The sequence below is a fragment of the Tenacibaculum sp. IMCC1 genome (assembly GCF_054906355.1).
Genome location: NZ_CM142818.1, coordinates 1349646 through 1370394, shown reverse-complemented (window position 1 = coordinate 1370394; position 20749 = coordinate 1349646). Strand labels below are relative to the sequence as shown.

17 protein-coding genes and 1 tRNA gene are annotated in these 20749 nt (G+C 32.2%); 13 read left to right on the top strand and 5 right to left on the bottom strand.

From position 1 onward, the window contains the following. Positions 1-30: 30 nt before the first annotated feature. The 5 genes from ACXIHB_RS06380 (at position 31) to ACXIHB_RS06360 (ending at position 7864) form a co-directional block, all read left to right on the top strand. On the top strand, positions 31-3777 hold the full coding sequence (locus ACXIHB_RS06380; protein WP_462099202.1) for an efflux RND transporter permease subunit: 3747 nt from the start codon (positions 31-33) through the stop codon (positions 3775-3777). Between the two features lies 1 nt (position 3778). Beyond that, positions 3779-5002, top strand: coding sequence for a TolC family protein (locus ACXIHB_RS06375; RefSeq protein ID WP_462099201.1), 1224 nt, complete (start codon positions 3779-3781; stop codon positions 5000-5002). A gap of 1 nt (position 5003) precedes the next feature. Further along, a complete protein-coding gene (locus tag ACXIHB_RS06370; protein WP_462099200.1) occupies positions 5004-6704 on the top strand; it encodes an efflux RND transporter periplasmic adaptor subunit in 1701 nt (566 codons plus the stop codon). Between the two features lie 13 nt (positions 6705-6717). Further along, a complete protein-coding gene (locus tag ACXIHB_RS06365) occupies positions 6718-7164 on the top strand; it encodes a heavy-metal-associated domain-containing protein (protein WP_462099199.1) in 447 nt (148 codons plus the stop codon). A gap of 121 nt (positions 7165-7285) precedes the next feature. After that, the gene (locus tag ACXIHB_RS06360; RefSeq protein ID WP_073181564.1) at positions 7286-7864 is read left to right on the top strand and encodes a YdeI/OmpD-associated family protein; all 579 of its coding nucleotides are present in this window, start codon (positions 7286-7288) and stop codon (positions 7862-7864) included. Between the two features lie 73 nt (positions 7865-7937). Here ACXIHB_RS06360 and ACXIHB_RS06355 read toward each other — a convergent pair whose 3' ends face one another. From ACXIHB_RS06355 to ACXIHB_RS06340, 4 genes are all read right to left on the bottom strand, one after another. Continuing rightward, on the bottom strand, positions 7938-8381 hold the full coding sequence (locus tag ACXIHB_RS06355) for a carboxymuconolactone decarboxylase family protein (RefSeq protein WP_159489928.1): 444 nt from the start codon (positions 8379-8381) through the stop codon (positions 7938-7940). Positions 8382-8567: 186 nt separating this feature from the next. Next, positions 8568-8641 (bottom strand) — tRNA-Arg (locus ACXIHB_RS06350). A gap of 75 nt (positions 8642-8716) precedes the next feature. Further along, positions 8717-8950, bottom strand: a complete 234-nt coding sequence (locus ACXIHB_RS06345) for a putative signal transducing protein (protein WP_047788418.1) — start codon at positions 8948-8950, stop codon at positions 8717-8719. Positions 8951-8961: 11 nt separating this feature from the next. Next, positions 8962-9114: a hypothetical protein gene (locus ACXIHB_RS06340; RefSeq protein WP_047788417.1), complete on the bottom strand. Its 153-nt coding sequence runs from the start codon at positions 9112-9114 to the stop codon at positions 8962-8964. 590 nt (positions 9115-9704) lie between these two features. On the opposite strand from ACXIHB_RS06340, the gene ACXIHB_RS06335 reads away from it, so the two are divergent. The 3 genes from ACXIHB_RS06335 to ACXIHB_RS06325 all read left to right on the top strand — a co-directional run bounded on the left by ACXIHB_RS06335 (position 9705) and on the right by ACXIHB_RS06325 (position 14281). Beyond that, complete coding sequence (locus ACXIHB_RS06335; RefSeq protein ID WP_462099198.1) at positions 9705-12089, top strand: TonB-dependent receptor; 2385 nt, start codon at positions 9705-9707, stop codon at positions 12087-12089. Between the two features lie 89 nt (positions 12090-12178). Further along, entirely contained in the window at positions 12179-13261 is a 1083-nt protein-coding gene (locus ACXIHB_RS06330; RefSeq protein ID WP_462099197.1) for a PepSY-associated TM helix domain-containing protein, read from the top strand. Positions 13262-13339: 78 nt separating this feature from the next. Beyond that, positions 13340-14281: a calcium/sodium antiporter gene (locus ACXIHB_RS06325; protein ID WP_047788414.1), complete on the top strand. Its 942-nt coding sequence runs from the start codon at positions 13340-13342 to the stop codon at positions 14279-14281. Between the two features lie 68 nt (positions 14282-14349). Here the strand turns inward: ACXIHB_RS06325 and ACXIHB_RS06320 are convergent, their stop codons facing one another. Further along, the gene (locus ACXIHB_RS06320) at positions 14350-15360 is read right to left on the bottom strand and encodes a glutamine synthetase beta-grasp domain-containing protein (protein WP_073181556.1); all 1011 of its coding nucleotides are present in this window, start codon (positions 15358-15360) and stop codon (positions 14350-14352) included. A 184-nt stretch (positions 15361-15544) separates the two neighbouring features. On the opposite strand from ACXIHB_RS06320, the gene ACXIHB_RS06315 reads away from it, so the two are divergent. The 5 genes from ACXIHB_RS06315 to ACXIHB_RS06295 all read left to right on the top strand — a co-directional run bounded on the left by ACXIHB_RS06315 (position 15545) and on the right by ACXIHB_RS06295 (position 20748). Next, complete coding sequence (locus ACXIHB_RS06315) at positions 15545-17728, top strand: glutamine synthetase III family protein (protein ID WP_462099196.1); 2184 nt, start codon at positions 15545-15547, stop codon at positions 17726-17728. Between the two features lie 411 nt (positions 17729-18139). Then, complete coding sequence (locus tag ACXIHB_RS06310; protein ID WP_073181552.1) at positions 18140-19048, top strand: hypothetical protein; 909 nt, start codon at positions 18140-18142, stop codon at positions 19046-19048. A 73-nt stretch (positions 19049-19121) separates the two neighbouring features. Beyond that, positions 19122-19577 carry a hypothetical protein gene (locus ACXIHB_RS06305; protein WP_159489954.1) on the top strand — a complete coding sequence of 152 codons (456 nt, stop codon included), beginning with the start codon at positions 19122-19124 and terminating at the stop codon, positions 19575-19577. Position 19578: 1 nt separating this feature from the next. Then, positions 19579-20319, top strand: coding sequence for a CsgE family curli-type amyloid fiber assembly protein (locus ACXIHB_RS06300; protein WP_173359856.1), 741 nt, complete (start codon positions 19579-19581; stop codon positions 20317-20319). A 12-nt stretch (positions 20320-20331) separates the two neighbouring features. After that, complete coding sequence (locus tag ACXIHB_RS06295; RefSeq protein ID WP_047788409.1) at positions 20332-20748, top strand: curli assembly protein CsgF; 417 nt, start codon at positions 20332-20334, stop codon at positions 20746-20748. Position 20749 lies beyond the last annotated feature (1 nt).

Here is a 20749-nt window from a genome sequence, read left to right as displayed (position 1 = left end):
TCAATGTTTAATTGTTTAAAATCATTTTTTATGCTAAATAAAAGCATTAAATTTTTAATAGAAAATAAACTGGTAGCAGTTATATTACTCGTTTTATTTGTAGGATGGGGAACTGTAAATGCACCATTTAATTTAGATACAGACTTTTTACCAAGTAATCCTGTAGCGGTTGATGCCATACCAGATATTGGGGAAAATCAACAAATTGTTTTCACAAAGTGGGATGGACAATCACCACAAGATATAGAAGACCAAATAACCTATCCATTAACAACATCTTTGTTAGGGATTTCAGGAGTAAAAACCATTCGAAGTTCTTCTATGTTTGGATTATCTAGTATTTATGTCATTTTCGACGAAGATGTTGATTTTTACTGGAGTCGCTCAAGAATTCTAGAAAAACTAAATTCATTACCAAGTAATTTATTGCCAGAAGGAGTAAGTCCGTCTTTAGGACCAGATGCAACAGGATTAGGTCAAATTTTTTGGTATACATTAGAAGGACGAGATGAAAAGGGAAATGTAACTGGAGGTTGGGATTTGCATGAATTACGTAGTGTACAAGATTACTATGTGAAATATGCGCTTTCATCGGCTAATGGAGTTTCTGAGGTAGCTTCAATAGGAGGTTATGTGCAAGAATATCAAATTGATGTAAAACCAGAGTTGATGCGTCAATACAACATTAGTTTACAGCAAATTGTAGCGGCAGTAAAACAAAGTAACCAAGATATTGGAGCGCAAACGATAGAAATAAATCAAGCAGAATATTTAGTTCGTGGTTTAGGATATGTAAAGTCTATAGCAGATATTGAAAATGCTGTAGTAACTGCTAAAGATTATACTTCAATAAGAATAAAAGACATCGCAAAAGTATCGTTAGGAGCTGAACCCCGTAGAGGGATTTTAGATAAAGAAGGTGCTGAAGTAGTAGGGGGTGTAGTGGTAGCTCGTTACGGAGCAAATCCTTTAGAAGTAATTACCAATGTAAAGGAGAAGATTAAAGAACTAAGTGCAGGTTTACCAAGTAAAGAGTTAACAGATGGTAGAACTTCTCAATTAACTATTGTTCCGTTTTATGATCGTACAGAATTGATTCATGAAACGTTAGATACGTTGAATGAAGCACTTACGTTGGAAATATTAATAACTATTTTGGTAATTGTTGTAATGGTTTTCAATTTAAGAGCCTCTGTATTAATATCAGGATTATTACCTGTGGCGGTGTTGATGGTTTTTATTGCAATGAAAGCCTTTGGAGTAGATGCAAACATTGTAGCCTTATCAGGAATTGCTATTGCCATTGGAACCATGGTTGATGTCGGGGTTATACTCTCCGAAAATATTATAAGTCATTTAGAAAAGGACGAGAATAAATTACCGATAAATACATTAGTTTACAATGCAACAGCAGAAGTTTCAGGAGCAATTGTAACTGCAGTAATGACAACTATTATTAGTTTTATTCCAGTATTTACCATGATTGGTGCTGAGGGAAAATTATTCCGCCCACTAGCATTTACCAAAACTTTCGCTTTAATAGCAGCTATTATAGTAGCATTGTTTTTAATACCACCATTTGCAGCTGTCTTATTCAAGAAAAAAGAGTTGACAAAAAACTTTAAGTATTTTATAAATGGAGTTTTAATAGTATTAGGTATTACAGCTGTTTTTTACGGAAGTTGGCTAGGAGTTGTATTAGTAGCTTTTGGAGCTGTACAATTTTGGAGTAACTATTTAGGAAAAACAAAGGTTAGTTTTTCACTTTTCACTTTTCACTTTTCATTTTCAGTAAATACCATCAATATCGTTATATCTGCATTAGCAATTGTAGGTTTGTTAGCAGAATATTGGAGACCTTTAGGGGTTGATAAAAGTATTGTAACCAACCTTTTATTTGTAGCGCTTATTTGTTTCGGATTGTTAGGCTTTTTCAGTTTACTTCAAAAATATTACAATCAGATATTACAATGGGCATTGAATAATAAGCTACTGTTTTTAACCATCCCGCTAACAGTATTAACTAGTGGATTCTTAATTTTTAAAAATACAGGGAAAGAGTTTATGCCTTCGTTAAATGAAGGATCATTTTTATTGATGCCAACTTCTATGCCTCATTCAGGTGTAGAGGAAAACAAACGAGTATTACAACAGTTAGATATGGCAGTTGCTAACATACCAGAGATAGCGACGGTAGTTGGTAAAGCAGGGAGAACGGATTCAGCACTAGATCCAGCACCTTTATCAATGTATGAAAATGTGATTAACTATAAGCCTGAGTATGCATTAAATTCTGATGGAGAACGCCAGCGATTTAAGGTTGATGAAAATGGTGATTTTATACTGAAAGAAGGAATGTCATTGCGAGCGAAATATGGTGAAGCGTGGCAATCTATTGATGCAAATAAGGAACTTATTCCCGATGAAGATGGAGAGTTTTATCGTAACTGGCGTCCGCACATCAAATCACCTAATGATATTTGGAATGAGATCGTAAAAGTAACCAAGTTGCCAGGAGTAACATCAGCACCTAAATTACAACCTATTGAAACTCGATTGGTAATGTTACAAACAGGAATGCGAGCTCCAATGGGGATCAAAGTAAAAGGACAAGATTTAAAACAAATTGAAGCTTTTGGAGTAGAACTTGAAGGAGTTTTAAAAGAGGTTGAAGGTGTTAAAAAAGAAGCCGTTTTTGCGGATAGAATTGTAGGGAAACCTTATTTGTTAATTGATATTGATAGAGAAAAATTAGCTCGCTACGGAGTTGCCATTCAAACGGTACAAGATGTATTGAAAGTAGCGGTAGGAGGTATGCAATTATCGCAAACGGTAGAGGGTAGAGAACGTTATGGAATTAGAGTTCGTTATCCAAGAGAATTACGCTCTAGCCCAACGGATTTGGAAAGTATTTATGTGCCTGTAGCCAAAGGCGCTCCAATTCCTTTAAGTGAATTAGCAACGATCCATTATGAGCAAGGACCGCAGATGATTAAGAGCGAAGATACTTTTTTAATAGGGTATGTGTTGTTTGATAAGTTAGATGGTTTTGCTGAGGTAAACGTGGTAGAAGCTGCTCAAAAAGCAATTCAACAAAAAATAGATTCAGGAGAGCTAGTTGTTCCTAAAGGAATCTCTTATCAGTTTACAGGAACTTATGAAAATCAATTAAGAGCAGAAAAAACATTATCGGTAGTAGTACCATTAGCATTGATGATTATCTTTTTAATACTGTATTTCCAGTTCCGTTCAGTAGCTACTTCATTAATGGTATTTACAGGGATCACAGTAGCTTTTGCAGGAGGATTTATCATGATGTGGTTATACGGACAAGACTGGTTCTTGAATTTTAGTGTATTTGGAGAAAACCTACGAGAACTATTTCAAATGCATCCAATAAACTTAAGTGTTGCTGTATGGGTAGGGTTTATTGCATTGTTCGGAATTGCAACCGATGACGGAGTAGTAATGGCAACCTACTTAAAACAAACATTTACTATAGACAAGCCCCAAACTATTGAAGCTATACGAGCATCTGCTTTGCATGGTGGTAGTAAGCGTATTAGAGCTTGTTTAATGACAACAGCAACGACCATTTTAGCATTATTACCTGTATTAACTTCAACAGGAAGAGGTAGTGATATTATGATTCCGATGGCTATTCCAGCTTTTGGAGGAATGATTATAGATGTAACGTCATACTTTATAGTACCAGTACTGTACAGTTGGAGAGAAGAATTTTTATTAAAACGAAAAACGAAAAGAGATGAGTTTTAAAATGAAAAATAAAAAAGTAGTCTTGTTTCTTGTTTCGATAATCTTTGCATTTAAAATGCAAGGACAAGATCTACAGGAATATATAAACATTGCCTTAGAAAATAATCCAGAAGTACAGCAGTTCGATACAAAGTACAAGCGTATTTCAGAAAAGAAGGAGGAGGTAAATACACTACCCAATACTGAATTTGGAGCGGGTTATTTCGTAAGTACACCAGAAACACGTACAGGTCCGCAGCAATTTAAACTTTCTGTAAAGCAAATGATTCCTTTTTTCGGAACCATAACAGCACGAGAAAACTATGTGTCTTCATTAGCTGATGCAGCTTATCAGGATATCGTAGTTGTAAAACGTAAACTAGCAACATCAGTAGCACAGTCGTATTACAGGCTTTATGAGGTTAAAGCAAAACAAAAAGTATTAGACGAAAATATTGCGTTACTTGAAACGTATGAAAAGTTAGCGTTAACTTCTGTTGAAGTGGGAAAAGCTTCCGCAGTAGATGTGTTAAGGTTACAAATAAGACAAAACGAGTTAGCACAACAAAAAGAAGTGTTACAAGAAACTTTTTTAGGAATGCAAAAAGCATTTAATAAACTACTGAATCAAGATGTTAATACATCAATTTCAGTGGTTGATAGTTTGCATATTCCGAAAGAAACGGATAAAATACAACCAAGTACTTTAAAGTTGCATCCAGAGTTGGTGAAGTTTGACAAGTTGTATACTTCTGTAGAAAAGTCTGAATTCTTAAACCAAAAAGATAAACAACCAATGATTGGTTTTGGGCTGGATTATGTGAATGTTGGTAAGCGTACAGATATGAATGTGATAGATAATGGAAAAGATATTATAATGCCAATGGTATCGTTGTCAATTCCTATTTTTAATAAGAAGAATAAATCTATAAGTAAGCAAAATAAGTTACAGCAAGAGGAAATTTTATCGCAAAAGGAACAACGATATAATATGCTAGAGTCTGTATTATACAGAGCAGTTTCAGATAGAAAAGCATCTGTAATAAGTTATCAAACACAACTTAAAAATTTAAGTCAAGCAAAAAATGCAGAGCAAATTTTGGTAAAAAGTTACGAAACAGGAACCATAGATTTTAACGATGTGTTAGATATTCAAGAATTACAGTTAAAGTTTCAAACAAATATGATTACGTCGGTGGTAAATTACTATACACAAAGTACTATCATTAATTACTTAATACAATAAAATGAAAAAATATATAATCTATATAGGAGTTTTAATCGCTGGGATATTTTTAGGATGGCTACTTTTTGGTGGAGGTCCCTCAAAAAGTGAGGTAGCTCATGATCATACTACAGTAGAAAAAGGTAAAATGTGGACATGCTCTATGCACCCACAAATTATGCAACCAGAACCAGGAGATTGTCCTATTTGTGGAATGGATTTAATCCCTGCGGAAGCAGGAGCTGAAGGACTAGCTGCAAATCAGTTTAAATTGACTAAAAATGCATTGGCATTAGCAAATGTACAGACAACTGTAATTGGTAATGCTATAAGTGCTGATAATACAATTACATTATCCGGAAAAATAGCAGAAAACGAAAAGTCAAATGCAGTACAAGTAAGTTATTTTGCAGGAAGAATAGAACGTTTAAATGTGAACTTTACAGGAGAAGAAATAAGAAAAGGCCAGTTGTTGGCAACAGTATATTCTCCTGAATTGGTAAAAGCACAGCAAGAATTATTAACAGCAGCGTCAGTAAAAGAAAATCAGCCAGCATTGTATAAAGCAGTTAGAAATAAGCTAAAATTGTGGAAGCTGTCTGAAAACCAAATTAATCAAATTGAAAAAACAGGGAAAGTCAAAGAAAACTTTCCTGTGTATGCTACAGTTTCTGGTACAGTATCAGAAAAACTAGTAGAACAAGGAGATTATGTAAGTCAAGGACAGGTCTTATTGAAAATAGCTAATTTGAATTCAGTATGGGCAAACTTTGATGTATATGAGAATCAAATCAGTAATTTTAAAGTAGGTCAAAATATATCGATTACTACGAATGCGTATCCGAATAAAGTTTTTAATGCTAAAGTTTCATTTATAGACCCTATTATGAACCCAGAAACCAGAACTATAACCATGCGTGCTGTGTTAAATAACAACAAAGGAAAGTTTAAACCAGCTATGTTTGTTACAGGAAAGGTGGAAGCTACAGGAAAGCAAACAGAACAACAATTAAGTATTCCGGTTACAGCAGTTTTATGGACAGGAAAACGTTCAGTTGTATACATAAAGCCTGACGCAAGTAAACCAGTTTTTGAAATGCGAGAAGTGGTATTAGGAAGAAGAGCAGGAGAGAGCTATTTAGTAGAGAAAGGGTTGAAGTCAGGAGAAGAGATTGTTACGAATGGTGTGTTCACAATTGATGCATCAGCACAATTACAAGGGAAGAAGTCAATGATGAATCATACAAAAGAGATTATGGAATCTTTTAGTACATCAAAAAAGTTTAAAGAGCAATTGCAAAAAGCTTATGAAGCCTACATTGTCTTAAAAGATGCTTTGGTAAAAACTGATGCAAATGCAGCAAAAATAAGTGCAGGCAACCTACAAAAGGCCTTAACATCAGTAGACATGAAGTTGTTAACGAATGAAGAAGCTAATAAACAATGGATGCAATTAGTTCCTGCGCTAAAGTCAAGTAATGCAGAAATTGCAAAAATTACTGATGTAGATGTACAGCGAAAGTATTTTAAAGTATTATCAGAGCATTTTATTATGGCAGTTCAATCTTTTGGGATAAATGAGGTTACCTATAAAAAATACTGCCCTATGGCAGATAGTGATAAAGGGGCTTATTGGTTAAGTAAAGAAAAACAAGTGTTAAATCCGTATTTTGGTGAGGGTATGCTAAAATGTGGTGAAGTAAAAGAAATAATTAATAATTAAATATCAATTCAAAATGAAAAAAGTAATCTTAGGAGTAGCTATGTTGGCTACAATTGGTTTAGTAAGTTGTAAAAATGAAGCTAAAAACGAAGCCGAAACAAAAGAAGCACAAACAGAGCAAACAACTACTCAGGAAGTAGCAATGACTACTACAACTTTTGGAGTAAGAGGTAACTGCGGAATGTGTAAAGGTACTATCGAAAAAGCTGTAAATGGTATAGATGGAGTAGCGTCAGCAGATTGGGATAAAGTAAGAAAACAAGTTAATGTATCGTTTGATGGTTCTAAAACAAATGTAGATGCAATTCATAATGCTATTGCAGCTTCAGGATATGATACTGATAAGGTAGCAGGAAACGAAGAAGCTTATGGAAACTTACCAGGATGTTGTCAATATGATCACAATATGGAAATGAGTTTAAAAGGTGATGTAAAAGCAGACGAAACGTCTAATCACTAATTATAAAAAAGTGTAACGAAGTTTATATCGTTACACTTTTTTAAGTTATACTTAAAAAATTAATAACTTTAAGCAAAGTTTCTGTTGAAGCTGCATATTTAAAAGAATACAAAAAGTTGTAATGGAGAAAGTAGATAAATATATAGAAAAAATAAAAAACTGGAAAGAAGAAACAAAGCTGTTACGACAAATTTGCTTGGACTGTGGTCTTGAAGAAGATTTTAAATGGATGCATCCTTGTTACACCTTTCAAGGAAAAAATATTGTATTGATTCATGGTTTTAAAGATTATTGTGCACTACTTTTTCATAAAGGCGCATTGTTAAAAGATACAAACGAGGTTTTAATTCAACAAACAGAAAATGTACAATCTGCTCGTCAAATTAGGTTTACAAAGCCAGAAGAAATAGTTGTTATAGCAAAAACGATTAAAGAATATATTTTTGAAGCGATAGCAGTTGAAAAAGCAGGTTTAAAGGTGGAAACTAAGAAAACTTCAGAATTTGAAATGGTAAGTGAGTTTAAAGAAACCCTAAAAGAAAACTCAGATTTACAAAAAGCTTTCGAAGGCTTAACACCAGGAAGACAAAGAAGTTACTTACTGTATTTTTCTAAAGCTAAACAATCAAAAACACGTTTGTCAAGAATAGAAAAGTCCATACCTAAAATGTTCCAAGGTAAAGGACATAATGAAAGGTAATAAAGCTACTCAAAAAGAATAGCTTTATTGAAAATTTAGATAAGACTTTATTTATTAATCTTATAACAAACCATTATGATGATTGATGAAACATTAGTGTAGATACTGCAATACGATTCCAAATATTAATTTCTCCTATTTGTATAATAATTTGTGCTATTTCATTATCGGTAAAGTGTTCCTTAAGTTTCTGAAAGGTGTTTTCTGATAATCCATTATTACTTACTTGTGTTATTTCATCAGTAGCAGCTAACAAGGCTTTTTCTTTTTTAGAAAATAAAGGAGATTCTTTCCAAGCGCTTAAAGCAAAAATTCTGTTTTGTTTTTCTCCATTTTTTAGAGCCTCCGAAGTATGCATTTCTATACAATAAGCACAAGAATTAATTTGAGAGCTTCTTATTTTTATAAGATTTTTAATGTCTTTTGAGAGGGATGTTGTTTCAAGATATTTAAAAATTTCTAAAATAGCTTTGTAAGAATTTGGCTCTAATTCTTGAATGTTTAGTCTTTGTTTCATGATTTTTATTTTATAAAATCAAAGGTATTATTATGACTATTGTTACAACTTAAGCTGGTTTAAGAAAGAATAATACTTTTCTATTAGAAGTAATTTAAAAAAATCAATTTGATTTTTATGTAGTATATTTTGAGTAGGAAATATTATAAAAAATAAAACCCTGTTAGATTTCTAACAGGGTTTTTGTGACCTCGGCAGGATTCAAACCTGCAACCTCTTGAGCCGTAATCAAGTGCACTATTCAGTTATGCTACGAGGCCGTTTTGCGGGTGCAAATATAAGAATGTTTTTTAAATTGTAAAGCAAAAAAATAATATTTTTTCACCTTTTTTAATTTATTTTTCTTCTGCTATTTCTTCTTTAAAACTATCAATAGTGTCTTGAGCTTTTTCAAGGTCTGATTCATAGATAAATACGTCAATAGAATTGCCTAAAGTTCCAAAACCAGCAACTCTTCCAGCTTCTTTATTATCTTTTACTAAATATGGAACTTCAATTTCGTTAAGTAACTGACTTAATCTGTTCACAAAGATTTGAGAGCCTGAGAAAACTTTAATATGCTTGTTCATAATGGTAAATTTTAATCCAACGAATTTATTGTAACATAAGCACGCCATCCAATAATAGCCAATTGAAATTTTGATGCTTTCGAAATATCCAATTCCTTTTTAGTAAAGGAAGGTAGTAGCGTCTTGTTTAGTTTGGCTAAAAACTTAAAAAAACTTTTTTTCATTAGTAGTTGATTCTACTATCAAAAATAACGAAAAATAATTTGTTCTGATAAGAAAAACTAAACTTAACTTAGTTTAAAACCAAAAGTATAGGTTTAGGTTAATCAATCTCTTAAAAGATCAATTCCAGTAATAAATAAGCAATTTTAATAGTTATTAGAATTAGTTTTAAAGCAAGTATAATCATGTTAGGTTCATGTGTTTTTAGTTAGTAAATAATGATGAATTCCGGAATTGTTTTTTCAATATAGGAGAAAGGAAATATTACAACCAAACTTTGGAATCTAATTTAATTAGATTGAGTTTAGATTTAAATCTATAAAAACACTATTAGTTTTAATTTATAACCTTATAATCTATGTTTAAATTATTAAATGAAACTTAAAAGTGTTCTATTAGTCATGTTTAATAAGCTTTTAAAGAGGCTTTTTTTACGGAATTTGAAAAGTAAAGGAAAAAGTATCTTTAAAATAAGCAGTTTTTAGGTGTTTCATTTCTTCAGAAAGAAAAAAATAAGTTTTTTGTAATAAATGTTTGCTACTATTTTGAGAGGAGATATATTCGCGATTTAAAATAAATCTAAATAAATATAATGAAATTTTACATAGCAGCAGTGGCTTTATTTTTAACCTTAGGAGTATCAGCTCAGTCTAGTTTAAAGGGAATAATAAAGGATGAACAAGGTCAACCAATTTATGGGGTTAATATTCATATTTCAGAACTTCAAAAAGGTACTACCTCTGATGAAAATGGAGGCTTTATATTAAAAAATATAAAAGAAGGAGTTTTTAAGGTAACTTTTAGTATGGTAGGTTTCAAAACAGAAATAAGAAAAATAGCATTTACTCAAAACAACACTGTGGAGATTTTACAAATATTAAAAGAAGATTCGGAGAGTTTAAGCGAGGTTGTTGTCTCTGCTAGTAGACGTTCAGAATACCTTTCCGAGATACCAGCATCAATTACTGTTGTCAACCAAAAACAATTGGCAGACTTATCAAACTCAACAACTAATATCAATGAAATTTTAGAATTTACTGTTCCAGGTTTAGCTGTGTCTACAGGAACCTTTTCTAACTGGGGACAAACATTACGTGGTCGTTCTTTATTAGTTATGATTGATGGTGTTCCTCAATCTACTCCTTTACGCAACGGTCAATTAGGAATAAAATCTGTGAGTCCTAACGATATTAGTCGTGTAGAAGTAATAAAAGGAGCAACCTCTATTTTTGGAAATGGAGGAAATGGAGGTTTTATTAACTACATAACAAAAAAGCCAAATGCAAATGAAAAGATAGAAGGAACTACTAATATTTGGGGAACTTCTAACTTAACAAAAACGAAAGATGCTTTTGGATTCGGAGCTTATCAGTCATTACGAGGAAAAATAGATAAGTTTAATTACTACGTAAGTGGTAGTTATGAGGAAACAGGAAATAAATACGATGCAGATGGTAAAGTTATACTTCCTACTTATGGATTAGATAATACAAGAATTTATACAGCTTTAGCTAAGTTAGAGTATGAAATATCTGATAGACAAAAAATAAGTATTGGAGGAAACTTGTATAATTCTTTACAAGACACTCCATTTGTACCTGTTCTTGGATCTTTTGAAGTGTATAATGAGAATGGAGATTATACTTTAACACCTGGTTATGGTGTTGAAGGCTCTATTGAAGGACAAGAACCTACAGGATCTAAACTGTATAATGGTAACTTGAAATATGATTTAAATAATATTTTTGATGGAACAACAGATTTTACAGCTGATGTGTATTATCAAAAAACAAAAAACATATTCTTTTATTCAGATAAATTTGAAAACGGAGGTCAATCAGTAATTAATGCAGAAAAGTATGGTTTAAGACCAAATTTTAACACTACACTTACTCCAAATGAATCAACAGAGATTTCATTAACCTATGGTTTAGATTTGTTAAAAGATAAAACCAATCAAGGATTGTTAGATGGTAGATTATGGGTGCCAAATATTAATATGTTTAGTTGGGCACAATACATACAATCTACAGTAAAATTTAATGACGAATGGGTTTTAAAAGCAGGGTTAAGATATGATGATATGAATCTTACAATAGATGATTATAATACGTTACCATACTCACCTTTAGGAGATGGTAATTTTAATCCATCAGTAGCGGTAACAGGAGGTGAAATAGGATTTGATAATTTAGCGTTTAATGCTGGTGTAAGGTATATTAAGCATCAAGAGTTTATCCCCTATGTAAGTTATTCACAAGGTTTTTCAATTGCCGATTTAGGTTCTGTTTTACGTTCTGCAACTGCCGATAATATTGAAGATATTCAATTAGAACCAGCAGTAACCAAAAATTATGAGTTCGGATTTTTATCAAAGTTTAAAAACTTTAGGTTAGAAGCTGTAGGGTATTATAGTGTTTCTAATTTAGGCACAGGCGTTGCATTTGATGAAAATATAAATTCTTTTGTGCCATCTAAAAAGCCGCAGAACATTTATGGAGGAGAAATAGCAATAGATTATACTGCTTTTAATAGTAAACTAAAAGTAGGAACATCATATTCTTATGTTGAAGGTTTAACTCATAATGTGGGAGATGAAAATAATTTAACTTATTTAGGAGGTGATGTAATTTCAGCTCCAAAATTAACAGCTTACGTAACTTGGGTTCCAACAAAGAAAATAAGTACTTCTTTACGTATGACTAATTTAGGAGATAGAAATCGTTTTAATCCGTATTTAGATGCAAGTGATAATTATACGTTTAGACATACACAATTTCCTGTAGAAGGATACACTTTACTTAATTGGTCTATGAACTATAAATTGCAAGAAAATATATCGGTTTCATTAGCTGTAAATAATTTGTTAAACGAATATTATTTACCAGCAAGATCACAATGGGCAGCACCTTTAAGAACTTTTACAGGAACTGGAGAAGGGACAAATGCTAAATTAAGTGTGTTGTATAGCTTCTAAAATAATAAACAACATCTTACATTTGCAAAATTAAGAACCCAGTGCCTATTAAATTGTAGGTTCTGGGTTTTAAAAATAGAAGATACCAATTGCATCAGATACATAAAATAATTTGGAAAATACACCTATGGTTAGGTCTTAGTTGTGGGGTTATTGCTTCTTTTTCTGGTTTAACGGGAGCATTGTATGTTTGGCAACCTGAAATAACTTCATTACTAAACCCGAAATTATTAAAGGTTGAAGATTTTTCTAAAATAAACGAAAAAACAATTTTAAGTTCTGCTTATTTTTTAGCTACACAGAATAAGGGAAAAGTAAATAAAGTTTTTTTGCCTTATAGAGAGCAGCAAACGATTTCAATAAATTATAAAAACGGTAAAACATTGTATTATCACCCGAAAACCAGAGTTTTGTTAGGTGAAAAATCGGTGTCAATACAGTTTTTTGAAACCCTCCTGAAGTTACACCGTACGTTAGGAATGCCTACAATTGGTAAGTATGTTATAGGTACAAGTGCTTTATTGTTTTGTTTCTTCTTATTAACAACAGGGTTTTGTATGTGGTGGAAAATATATAAAAACAACCTGTCAAAAGGATTTACGATGAAGTGGAAACCCAAAAAGAAACGATTTTCCTTCAATCTACATAAAGTATTCGGAATTTATTTTTTGTTGCCTTTGCTAGTAATAGCCTTTACAGGGGGGTACTTCACTTATTATAAAACCTATAAATCTGTTTTATCTATATTCAATAGTTCAGATAAAGTAATCATGAATGAAGAAATAAAACAAGAAAAGGTTTTTTCATTAGAAGAAGCAGTTTTACAAACTGATGGAAAATATGCTTTAAGAGCTATTTATTACCCGAAAGATAGCTTAGGAGTATATAAACTTCGGTATATAAAAGATCGATTTATTAAAGCAGGATTTAGAAGAACAAAAGAAATGGAGTTAAATCAGCAAGGTAAATTACGAATACTGTCAAGTTTTGATTTTGATGCAAATAATAATCGAATAGCGGCTCAGTTTTACCCAGTACATATAGGAGAAATAGGAGGAATATTGGGTAGAGTTTTAGTATTTGTATCTGGTTTAGTGCCTTTGGTGTTATTGATAACAGGCTTTAAAGTTTATAATTTAAAACGTAAGAAATTAAAGAGGCAACTTAATTAAGGTTTTATTGGTTCAGGAGCTTGAATTTGTTTTCATTTTTGCTGGGTAAAAACCTTATCTTCGCCCAAAAAATATCTTATGAGCATTCTATATATTATTATTGGTTTAACATTGTTGGTTTTAGGAGGAAATTGGCTGTTAAAAGCAGCGGTAGGCTTATCACTTAAACTACATATACCAAAAATAGTAATAGGTATGACAGTAGTGTCGTTTGCAACTTCAGCACCAGAATTAATTGTAAGCATAAAGTCTGCTTTAAATGGAGCTACTGGGTTAGCGGTAGGAAATGTTATTGGATCTAATATTGCAAACTTAGGTCTGGTTTTAGGAATAACAGTTATATTATCGTCAATTGATGTAGAAAAAAGTTTTTATAAAACAGATTGGCCAGTAATGATGATTGCTTCAGTACTACTGTATTTTTTTATAGCGAATGACAAGACCATTCAATTTTATGAAGGAGCTATATTATTTGGAATGTTGGTAGTATTTTTAATTTATTTATTACGTTTTCAAAAACAAGCAGTTGTTGATGAGATGCCTGAAGACGATGAAGAGTTACCCTTATATAAAATAGCCTTGTTTCTAGCTGTTGGAGGAGTTGGTTTATGGGGCGGTTCAGAACTATTGATTAATGGTTCGGTAGCTATGGCTCAACATTTTGGAGTAAGTGACGCGATTATTGGAGTAACTGTAGTGTCAGTAGGGACAAGTGTTCCAGAATTGGCTGCCTCAATTATTGCAGTGTTAAAGAAAGAAAAAGCCATCTCATTAGGAAACCTTGTAGGATCTAATGTGTTTAATATTTTAGCCGTTTTAGGTATTACAGCAATGATTACGCCTGTTCAGGTAAAACCAGATGCCTATAGTTTGATTAATAATGATATTTATTGGATGTTAGGAATTTCGTTTGCCATATTACCTTTAGTATTTATTCCAAAAGGATTACGTTTAGGTTGGAGAGACGGAGTGCTGTTGTTGGTTTCTTACATTACTTTTGTGTATTTAACGATCTCTTAAAAGTGAGGGAGAAAGAAAGTATAAAAAAAGCCGCTATTAGCGGCTTTTTAGTTGTGTTGTTGTGTTAATTATATATTGGCACCTTTTACGGTTTCTATAATTCTTCCAGCTACTTTGTAAGGATCAGCGTTTGAAGCAGGTCTTCTGTCTTCTAGCCAACCTTTCCATCCTTTTTCTACAGTAATGATAGGAATTCGGATTGAAGCACCTCTATCTGAAACTCCATAACTGAAATCAGATACGTGAGCAGTTTCATGTAAACCAGTTAAACGTTCGTCATTATTAGCTCCATATACATCAATATGTTCTTCTGTAACAGGTCTAAAAGCTTCACAAATTTTCTCGTAAGTTTCTTGAGAACCACAAGTTCTTAATGTAGTATTAGAAAAGTTTGCATGCATACCAGAACCATTCCAATCTCCTTTTACTGGTTTTGGATGGTATTCAATGTAGTAACCATATTTTTCAGTTAAACGGTCTAATAAGTAACGGGCAACCCAAATTTCATCACCAGCTTTTTTTGCTCCTTTAGCAAATAATTGGAATTCCCATTGTCCTGGAGCAACTTCTTGGTTAATCCCTTCAAAGTTTAAACCTGCTTCAATACATAAATCGGCATGTTCTTCAACAAAATCTCTTCCCCAAGTGTATCTTCCTCCTACAGAACAGTAGTATTTTCCCTGAGGTCCAGGGAATCCGCCACGAGGGAATCCTAAAGGTAAATCAGTTTTAGTATCCATTAAAAAATACTCTTGCTCAAAACCAAACCAAAAGTCATTATTATCATCATCAATCTTAGCACGTGCATTTGAAGCATGTGGAGTTCCATCAGCATTTAAAACTTCAGACATTACTAAGAATCCATTTTTTCTAGTCGGGTCAGGATAAATAGCAACAGGCTTTAATAAACAATCAGAAGCACCACCAGATGCTTGCTCAGTAGAACTTCCATCAAAAGACCACATAGAACAGTCTTCTAATTTACCGCTAAAGTTTTCTTCAACTTTAGTTTTACTACGCATGTTTTGAGTTGGCTCATGACCATCTAACCAAATGTATTCTAATTTTGATTTACTCATGATTTTTGTTTTTGTGTTGTTTTGAGTTAATTACGAAGCAAAATTGAGTATTTTTTGTTGAAAGTCAAAATTTTTAAGGGTATTTTTGTTTAAAATTAACTTTAAATTAATTTAACCCCTGTTTTTTTAGGGGTGTTTAGCTTAAAGTTTGTATTTTTGAGTGTCTAATTTAATATTTTATTATATGTCAACTTTAAGATTCAGTGCATTACAAGAGGTTTTACATAGAAAAACTGTTGTAGTAGAAGAAAACGAACGTCGTTCAGAATTGTTTGGTAAAAACGTATTTAATGAGCAAGCAATGCGTCAATATATGACCAAAGAGGCATATCAAAGTGTAATGGATGCTATTGAATTTGGGACTAAGATTGATAGGAAAACCGCTGATCAGATTGCGGTAAGCATGAAAGATTGGGCATTATCTAAAGGAGCAACGCATTATACACACTGGTTTCAGCCTTTAACGGGATCTACAGCAGAAAAGCACGATGCGTTTTTTGAAACTGTTGACGGAGGAGGAGCAATGGAGAAGTTTGATGGAGGTCAGTTAGTACAACAAGAGCCAGATGCATCAAGTTTTCCTAACGGAGGAATTAGAAATACTTTTGAAGCACGTGGTTATACGGCATGGGATCCAACATCACCAGCGTTTATTTATGGTACGACCTTATGTATTCCAACTGTTTTTGTGGCATATACAGGTGAAGCGTTAGATAATAAAGCACCCTTATTAAGAGCATTACAAGCGGTTGATACTGCGGCCACAGCAGTTTGTAAATATTTTGACAAAAATGTAACAAAAGTAAACGCAACCTTAGGTTGGGAACAAGAATACTTTTTAATTGATACAGCATTAGCAGCAGCACGTCCTGATATAATGATGACAGGAAGAGCATTGTTAGGACATGCACCAGCAAAAGGACAACAGTTAGACGATCATTATTTTGGATCAATATCTACTAGAGTATTGAACTTTATGCGTGATTTGGAAAATGAATGTATGCTCTTAGGAGTGCCTGTTAAAACACGACATAATGAAGTAGCACCAAATCAGTTTGAGTTAGCGCCAATTTTTGAAGAAGCAAACTTAGCAGTAGATCACAATTCATTATTAATGGATGTGATGGAGAAAGTGTCGCAACGTCATAAATTCAAAGTGTTATTCCATGAAAAGCCATTTGCAGGGATTAATGGTTCAGGAAAACATAATAACTGGAGTTTATCTACCAATACAGGAGTTAATTTACTGAGTCCAGGGAAAACCCCGATGAAAAACTTACAATTCTTAACCTTTTTTGTAAATACCATCAAAGCAGTTCACGATTACGAAGAATTAATTAGAGCGTCGATAGCAAGTGCTAGTAACGATCATCGTTTAGGAGCTAATGAAGCACCACCAGCAATTATATCAGTTTTTATAGGTTCACAATTATCATCGGTATTAGATGAGCTAGAAAATGTAACGAAAGGAAAACTATCACCTGAAGAAAAAACAGATTTAAAATTAAACATTGTAGGGAAAATTCCAGAAATTTTATTAGATAACACAGATAGAAACAGAACTTCACCTTTTGCTTTTACAGGAAATAAATTTGAGCTACGTGCAGTAGGTTCATGGTCTAACTGCGCAGGGCCTATGACTGTATTGAATACAATTATAGCAAGACAACTGAATGAATTTAAAGAAGAAGTTGATAAGTTAATTGATACCAAAAAACTTAAAAAAGATGAAGCCATATTTAATGTATTGAGAGAATATATTAAAGCATCAAAGAATATTCGATTTGAAGGAGATGGTTATGGAGAAGCATGGGAAAAGGAGGCTAAGAAGAGAGGGTTGTCGAATAACAAAACAACTCCAGAAGCATTAAAAGCAAAAGTTTCTGAAAAAGCAATTTCTCTTTTTGAAGAAATGAAAGTGATGAATAAGGTTGAGGTAGAAGCTCGTCATGAAATCGAGTTAGAAGAATATTCAAAGAAAATACAAATAGAAAGTAGAGTGCTAGGTGATATTGCAAGAAACCATATTATACCTATTGCTATTCAATACCAAAATACGTTGATAGAAAATGTAAGAGGACTGAAAGAGATTTTTGGAAATAATTTTGAGAAATACGCTAACGAACAAATCGATTTAATTCAGAAAATATCTAATCATATCGCTGAAATTAACTCTAAAGTAGAAGATATGATTGAAGAACGTAAAAAGGCAAATAAACTAGAAGGACAAAAAAATGCAGATGCTTATTGTAACAAAGTGAAACCTTATTTTGACGAAATTCGTTATCACTGTGATAAATTAGAATTAATGGTAGATGATAATTTATGGCCTTTAACTAAGTACAGGGAGCTTTTATTTACTAGATAAAGTAACCTGTTTTGAATGAGAAAAAACATTTGTTAAAAAAGGGGGAAAACCCCTTTTTTTAATAAAAATGAAAATAAAAAAACAAAGCCAAAGACTACGTTTATAGCGTGTTTTTGGCTTTTTCTTATTTTATTTTTTTAAGTAAAGAAATCTTGATTGGTTTTTGAAGCTAAAAAAAATTGTATATTAGCTATGTTTAAACAAACAGTCTATATATAGATTCTTACAGTTTTATTTTAAACTGATGGATGTAATTACAGTTACCAAACTAATCTTACATTTTACCCCATAATTTTATCTTACCCTTATTTACTTAGCATTCTCCCATAATAAGCATTATTAGTATTTGTATGCTTATATCATACATAGAGTATGCTAAAAATCAATTAACGTATTTTAAAATTATCTATTATGAAAAATTTTTTATTAGCAGCTATTTTTTTAGCTTCAGGAACCGTTTTCGCACAGTTCGCAAACCCATTACCAACACCAAAAGCTAACTGTTTAGGGTGTTCAGTAGCACAAGTAGGTCCTTCTTATGGAGATAGAGGAGCAGCAATAAACACGAGTTACGTAGATCAAACAGGACACATGAATGATGCAAGTGTAGTTCAAACTGGAGTAGGTAACTTATCAAATATCGATCAAGATGGTCAAAACCAAGGATTTTCTGGAGGTTTAGGAAACGAAGCAACTGTATACCAAAGAGGAAGAAAGAACGAAACCGACATTAAACAACATGGAGATTACAATTCTGGTTTTGTAAATCAAGTAGGATATAAAAACTACGCACAACAAGATGTAGGTGTAGGTTGGGCAGAAAATAACAGAGCATATGCTTACCAAACAGGACGTCAAAATACTTCTATTCAAAAACAACGTTATGATAATAATGTAGCTATTGTAGCACAATCTGGTAGAAGAAATTTAGCTCACCAAGACCAAAGTACAGGAACTAATGGTGCACCAGGTAGTGTAGCAGGTATTTTACAAGTCGGTAACTATAATAAGGCTAAACAAGTACAAAGAGGTAGTTTTAATATAGATGGAATAGCTCAATTTGGAAACGGAAATATGGCTTCTACTACGCAAACATCAACAGGGGGGATAAATATTTCTGGTATTGGACAGACAGGTTCGGGGAATGAAGCTTGTGTTGATCAAAACGCTGATGCTGGTATTAACTTAAGTTTAATTAGTCAGTTTGGTGTAGAAAATCATGCGTCTGTTATTCAAGACGCACAAGGTTCAGGAAATGCTAGCTTTATCGGTCAAGCAGGTTATATGAATAAGGCTTGTGTTGAACAAACAGGACTATAATTTATTTATTAATAAAACTTTAAGAGAAGGGAGGAACTCTTCTCTCTTCTCTTAACTTATTAAAATGAAGGTAATGAAAGATATGAAAACAATATTATTTATAATGCTGGTTACTTTTAATCTTACTATTATGTCACAGCAAAAAACATCTACATATTTTGTATCTGTACCTCAAATAGGAAATGATGTTTCTTTTGTAATACTAGAGAAAAATATTAATTCATTAAATAATTCACAAGATTTTACCTATTCAGCAGCTAATCAAAATTACCTAACAATAAATCAAGTAGGAATAAATAATGTAGCAGAATTAAAAAGTGGAGTTAGAGATGTACAGTTAGTGGGGCAAAAGGGAAAAAACAACTATTATAGCTTTATAGATTATTACAATGCTTCTCCTACAAAAATGAATATTCTTCAACAGGGGAATGCAAATTCATTACAGGTGTACGGAACAAACTCTTTAATGGAAAATGTAAAAATCATTCAAAAATCTAATTATAAAACAATTATAGTTAGGAACTATTAAAATGATGCTAAGGTTTAATTTCTTTAAAAGAAAAATAAAATATATTACTCTGTTTTCACTTTGTATAACAACAAGTTATGCTCAAGAAATAAACGAGGTAAAAGCCAAAATTCTTATTCTTAAAAAAGACAATTTTATAGCAGTAAAAGCACAAGCTGAAAATGAAGGAGTATTGTTTAAAGATGAGTTTAATTACAACTTATTGGTGTTAAAAAAGAGTAAAGATGGAAGCTACTCTAACAATAAACAATCAGGAGAATTTTCTTTAAAACCTAATGAAAAAAAAGAGCTATCATTAATAAGGTTAAGCTTAAACCCTGATGAAGAGCTAAGAGCTTATTTATTTATAAAGCACAAGGAAACTTTAATAGATAAAGATACTTTAATAATAGTACCTAAAAAGGTAGGTATAATAAAAAAAGAAAAAATAGACGAATCTAATTTTGTGTTAAAAGGATTGGTTATTGAAGAAGCAATAACAAAAATAGGGAAAGACTTTTATGATTTTTTTTACCAAGAATACCTGCTCTCAGGCTTAAAGTATCCTTTCATTATAAAAATAAAAGAGAAACCAGGATTAAGAAGAACTACAGTTTTAATTATTGAAGCTGATGATAAAAAGATTTTTGAGTTCATGACAATGCCAGGAGAAGATTTTCTTAAACGAGCTGTTAAAGCATCTTTGGTAAGATTAAGTAGTTACTCAAAACAGAGAAATACATTATTAAGTTATAAAATTTAAACAAAGTAAGTTATGAAAATAGCAACCAAACTTATAACAATTGTTTTATTTTTAATAAGTTCATTTACTTTTTCACAAGAACTAGTTTATAAACCAGTTAATCCATTTTTTGGAGGAAATAATCCATTCGGGTATCAGCAAATTTTGGCATCAGCAAATGCACAAAACGATTTTCAAGAAGAAACACAAGATCCTTTTCAACAACCATCAGACTTAGAAAACTTTACTAATAGTTTAAACAGGCAACTACTAAACTCATTATCTCAAGATTTATTTCAAGAACAATTTGGAGATCAGGGGTTAACTGTTGGAACTTATGTGTTTGGATCTTTAGTAGTAGAAGTAACACCTACCAGTGGAGGTTTATCTGTAAATATTTTAAATACCCAAACAGGTGAACAAACACAAATTATAATACCAAACAATTAAC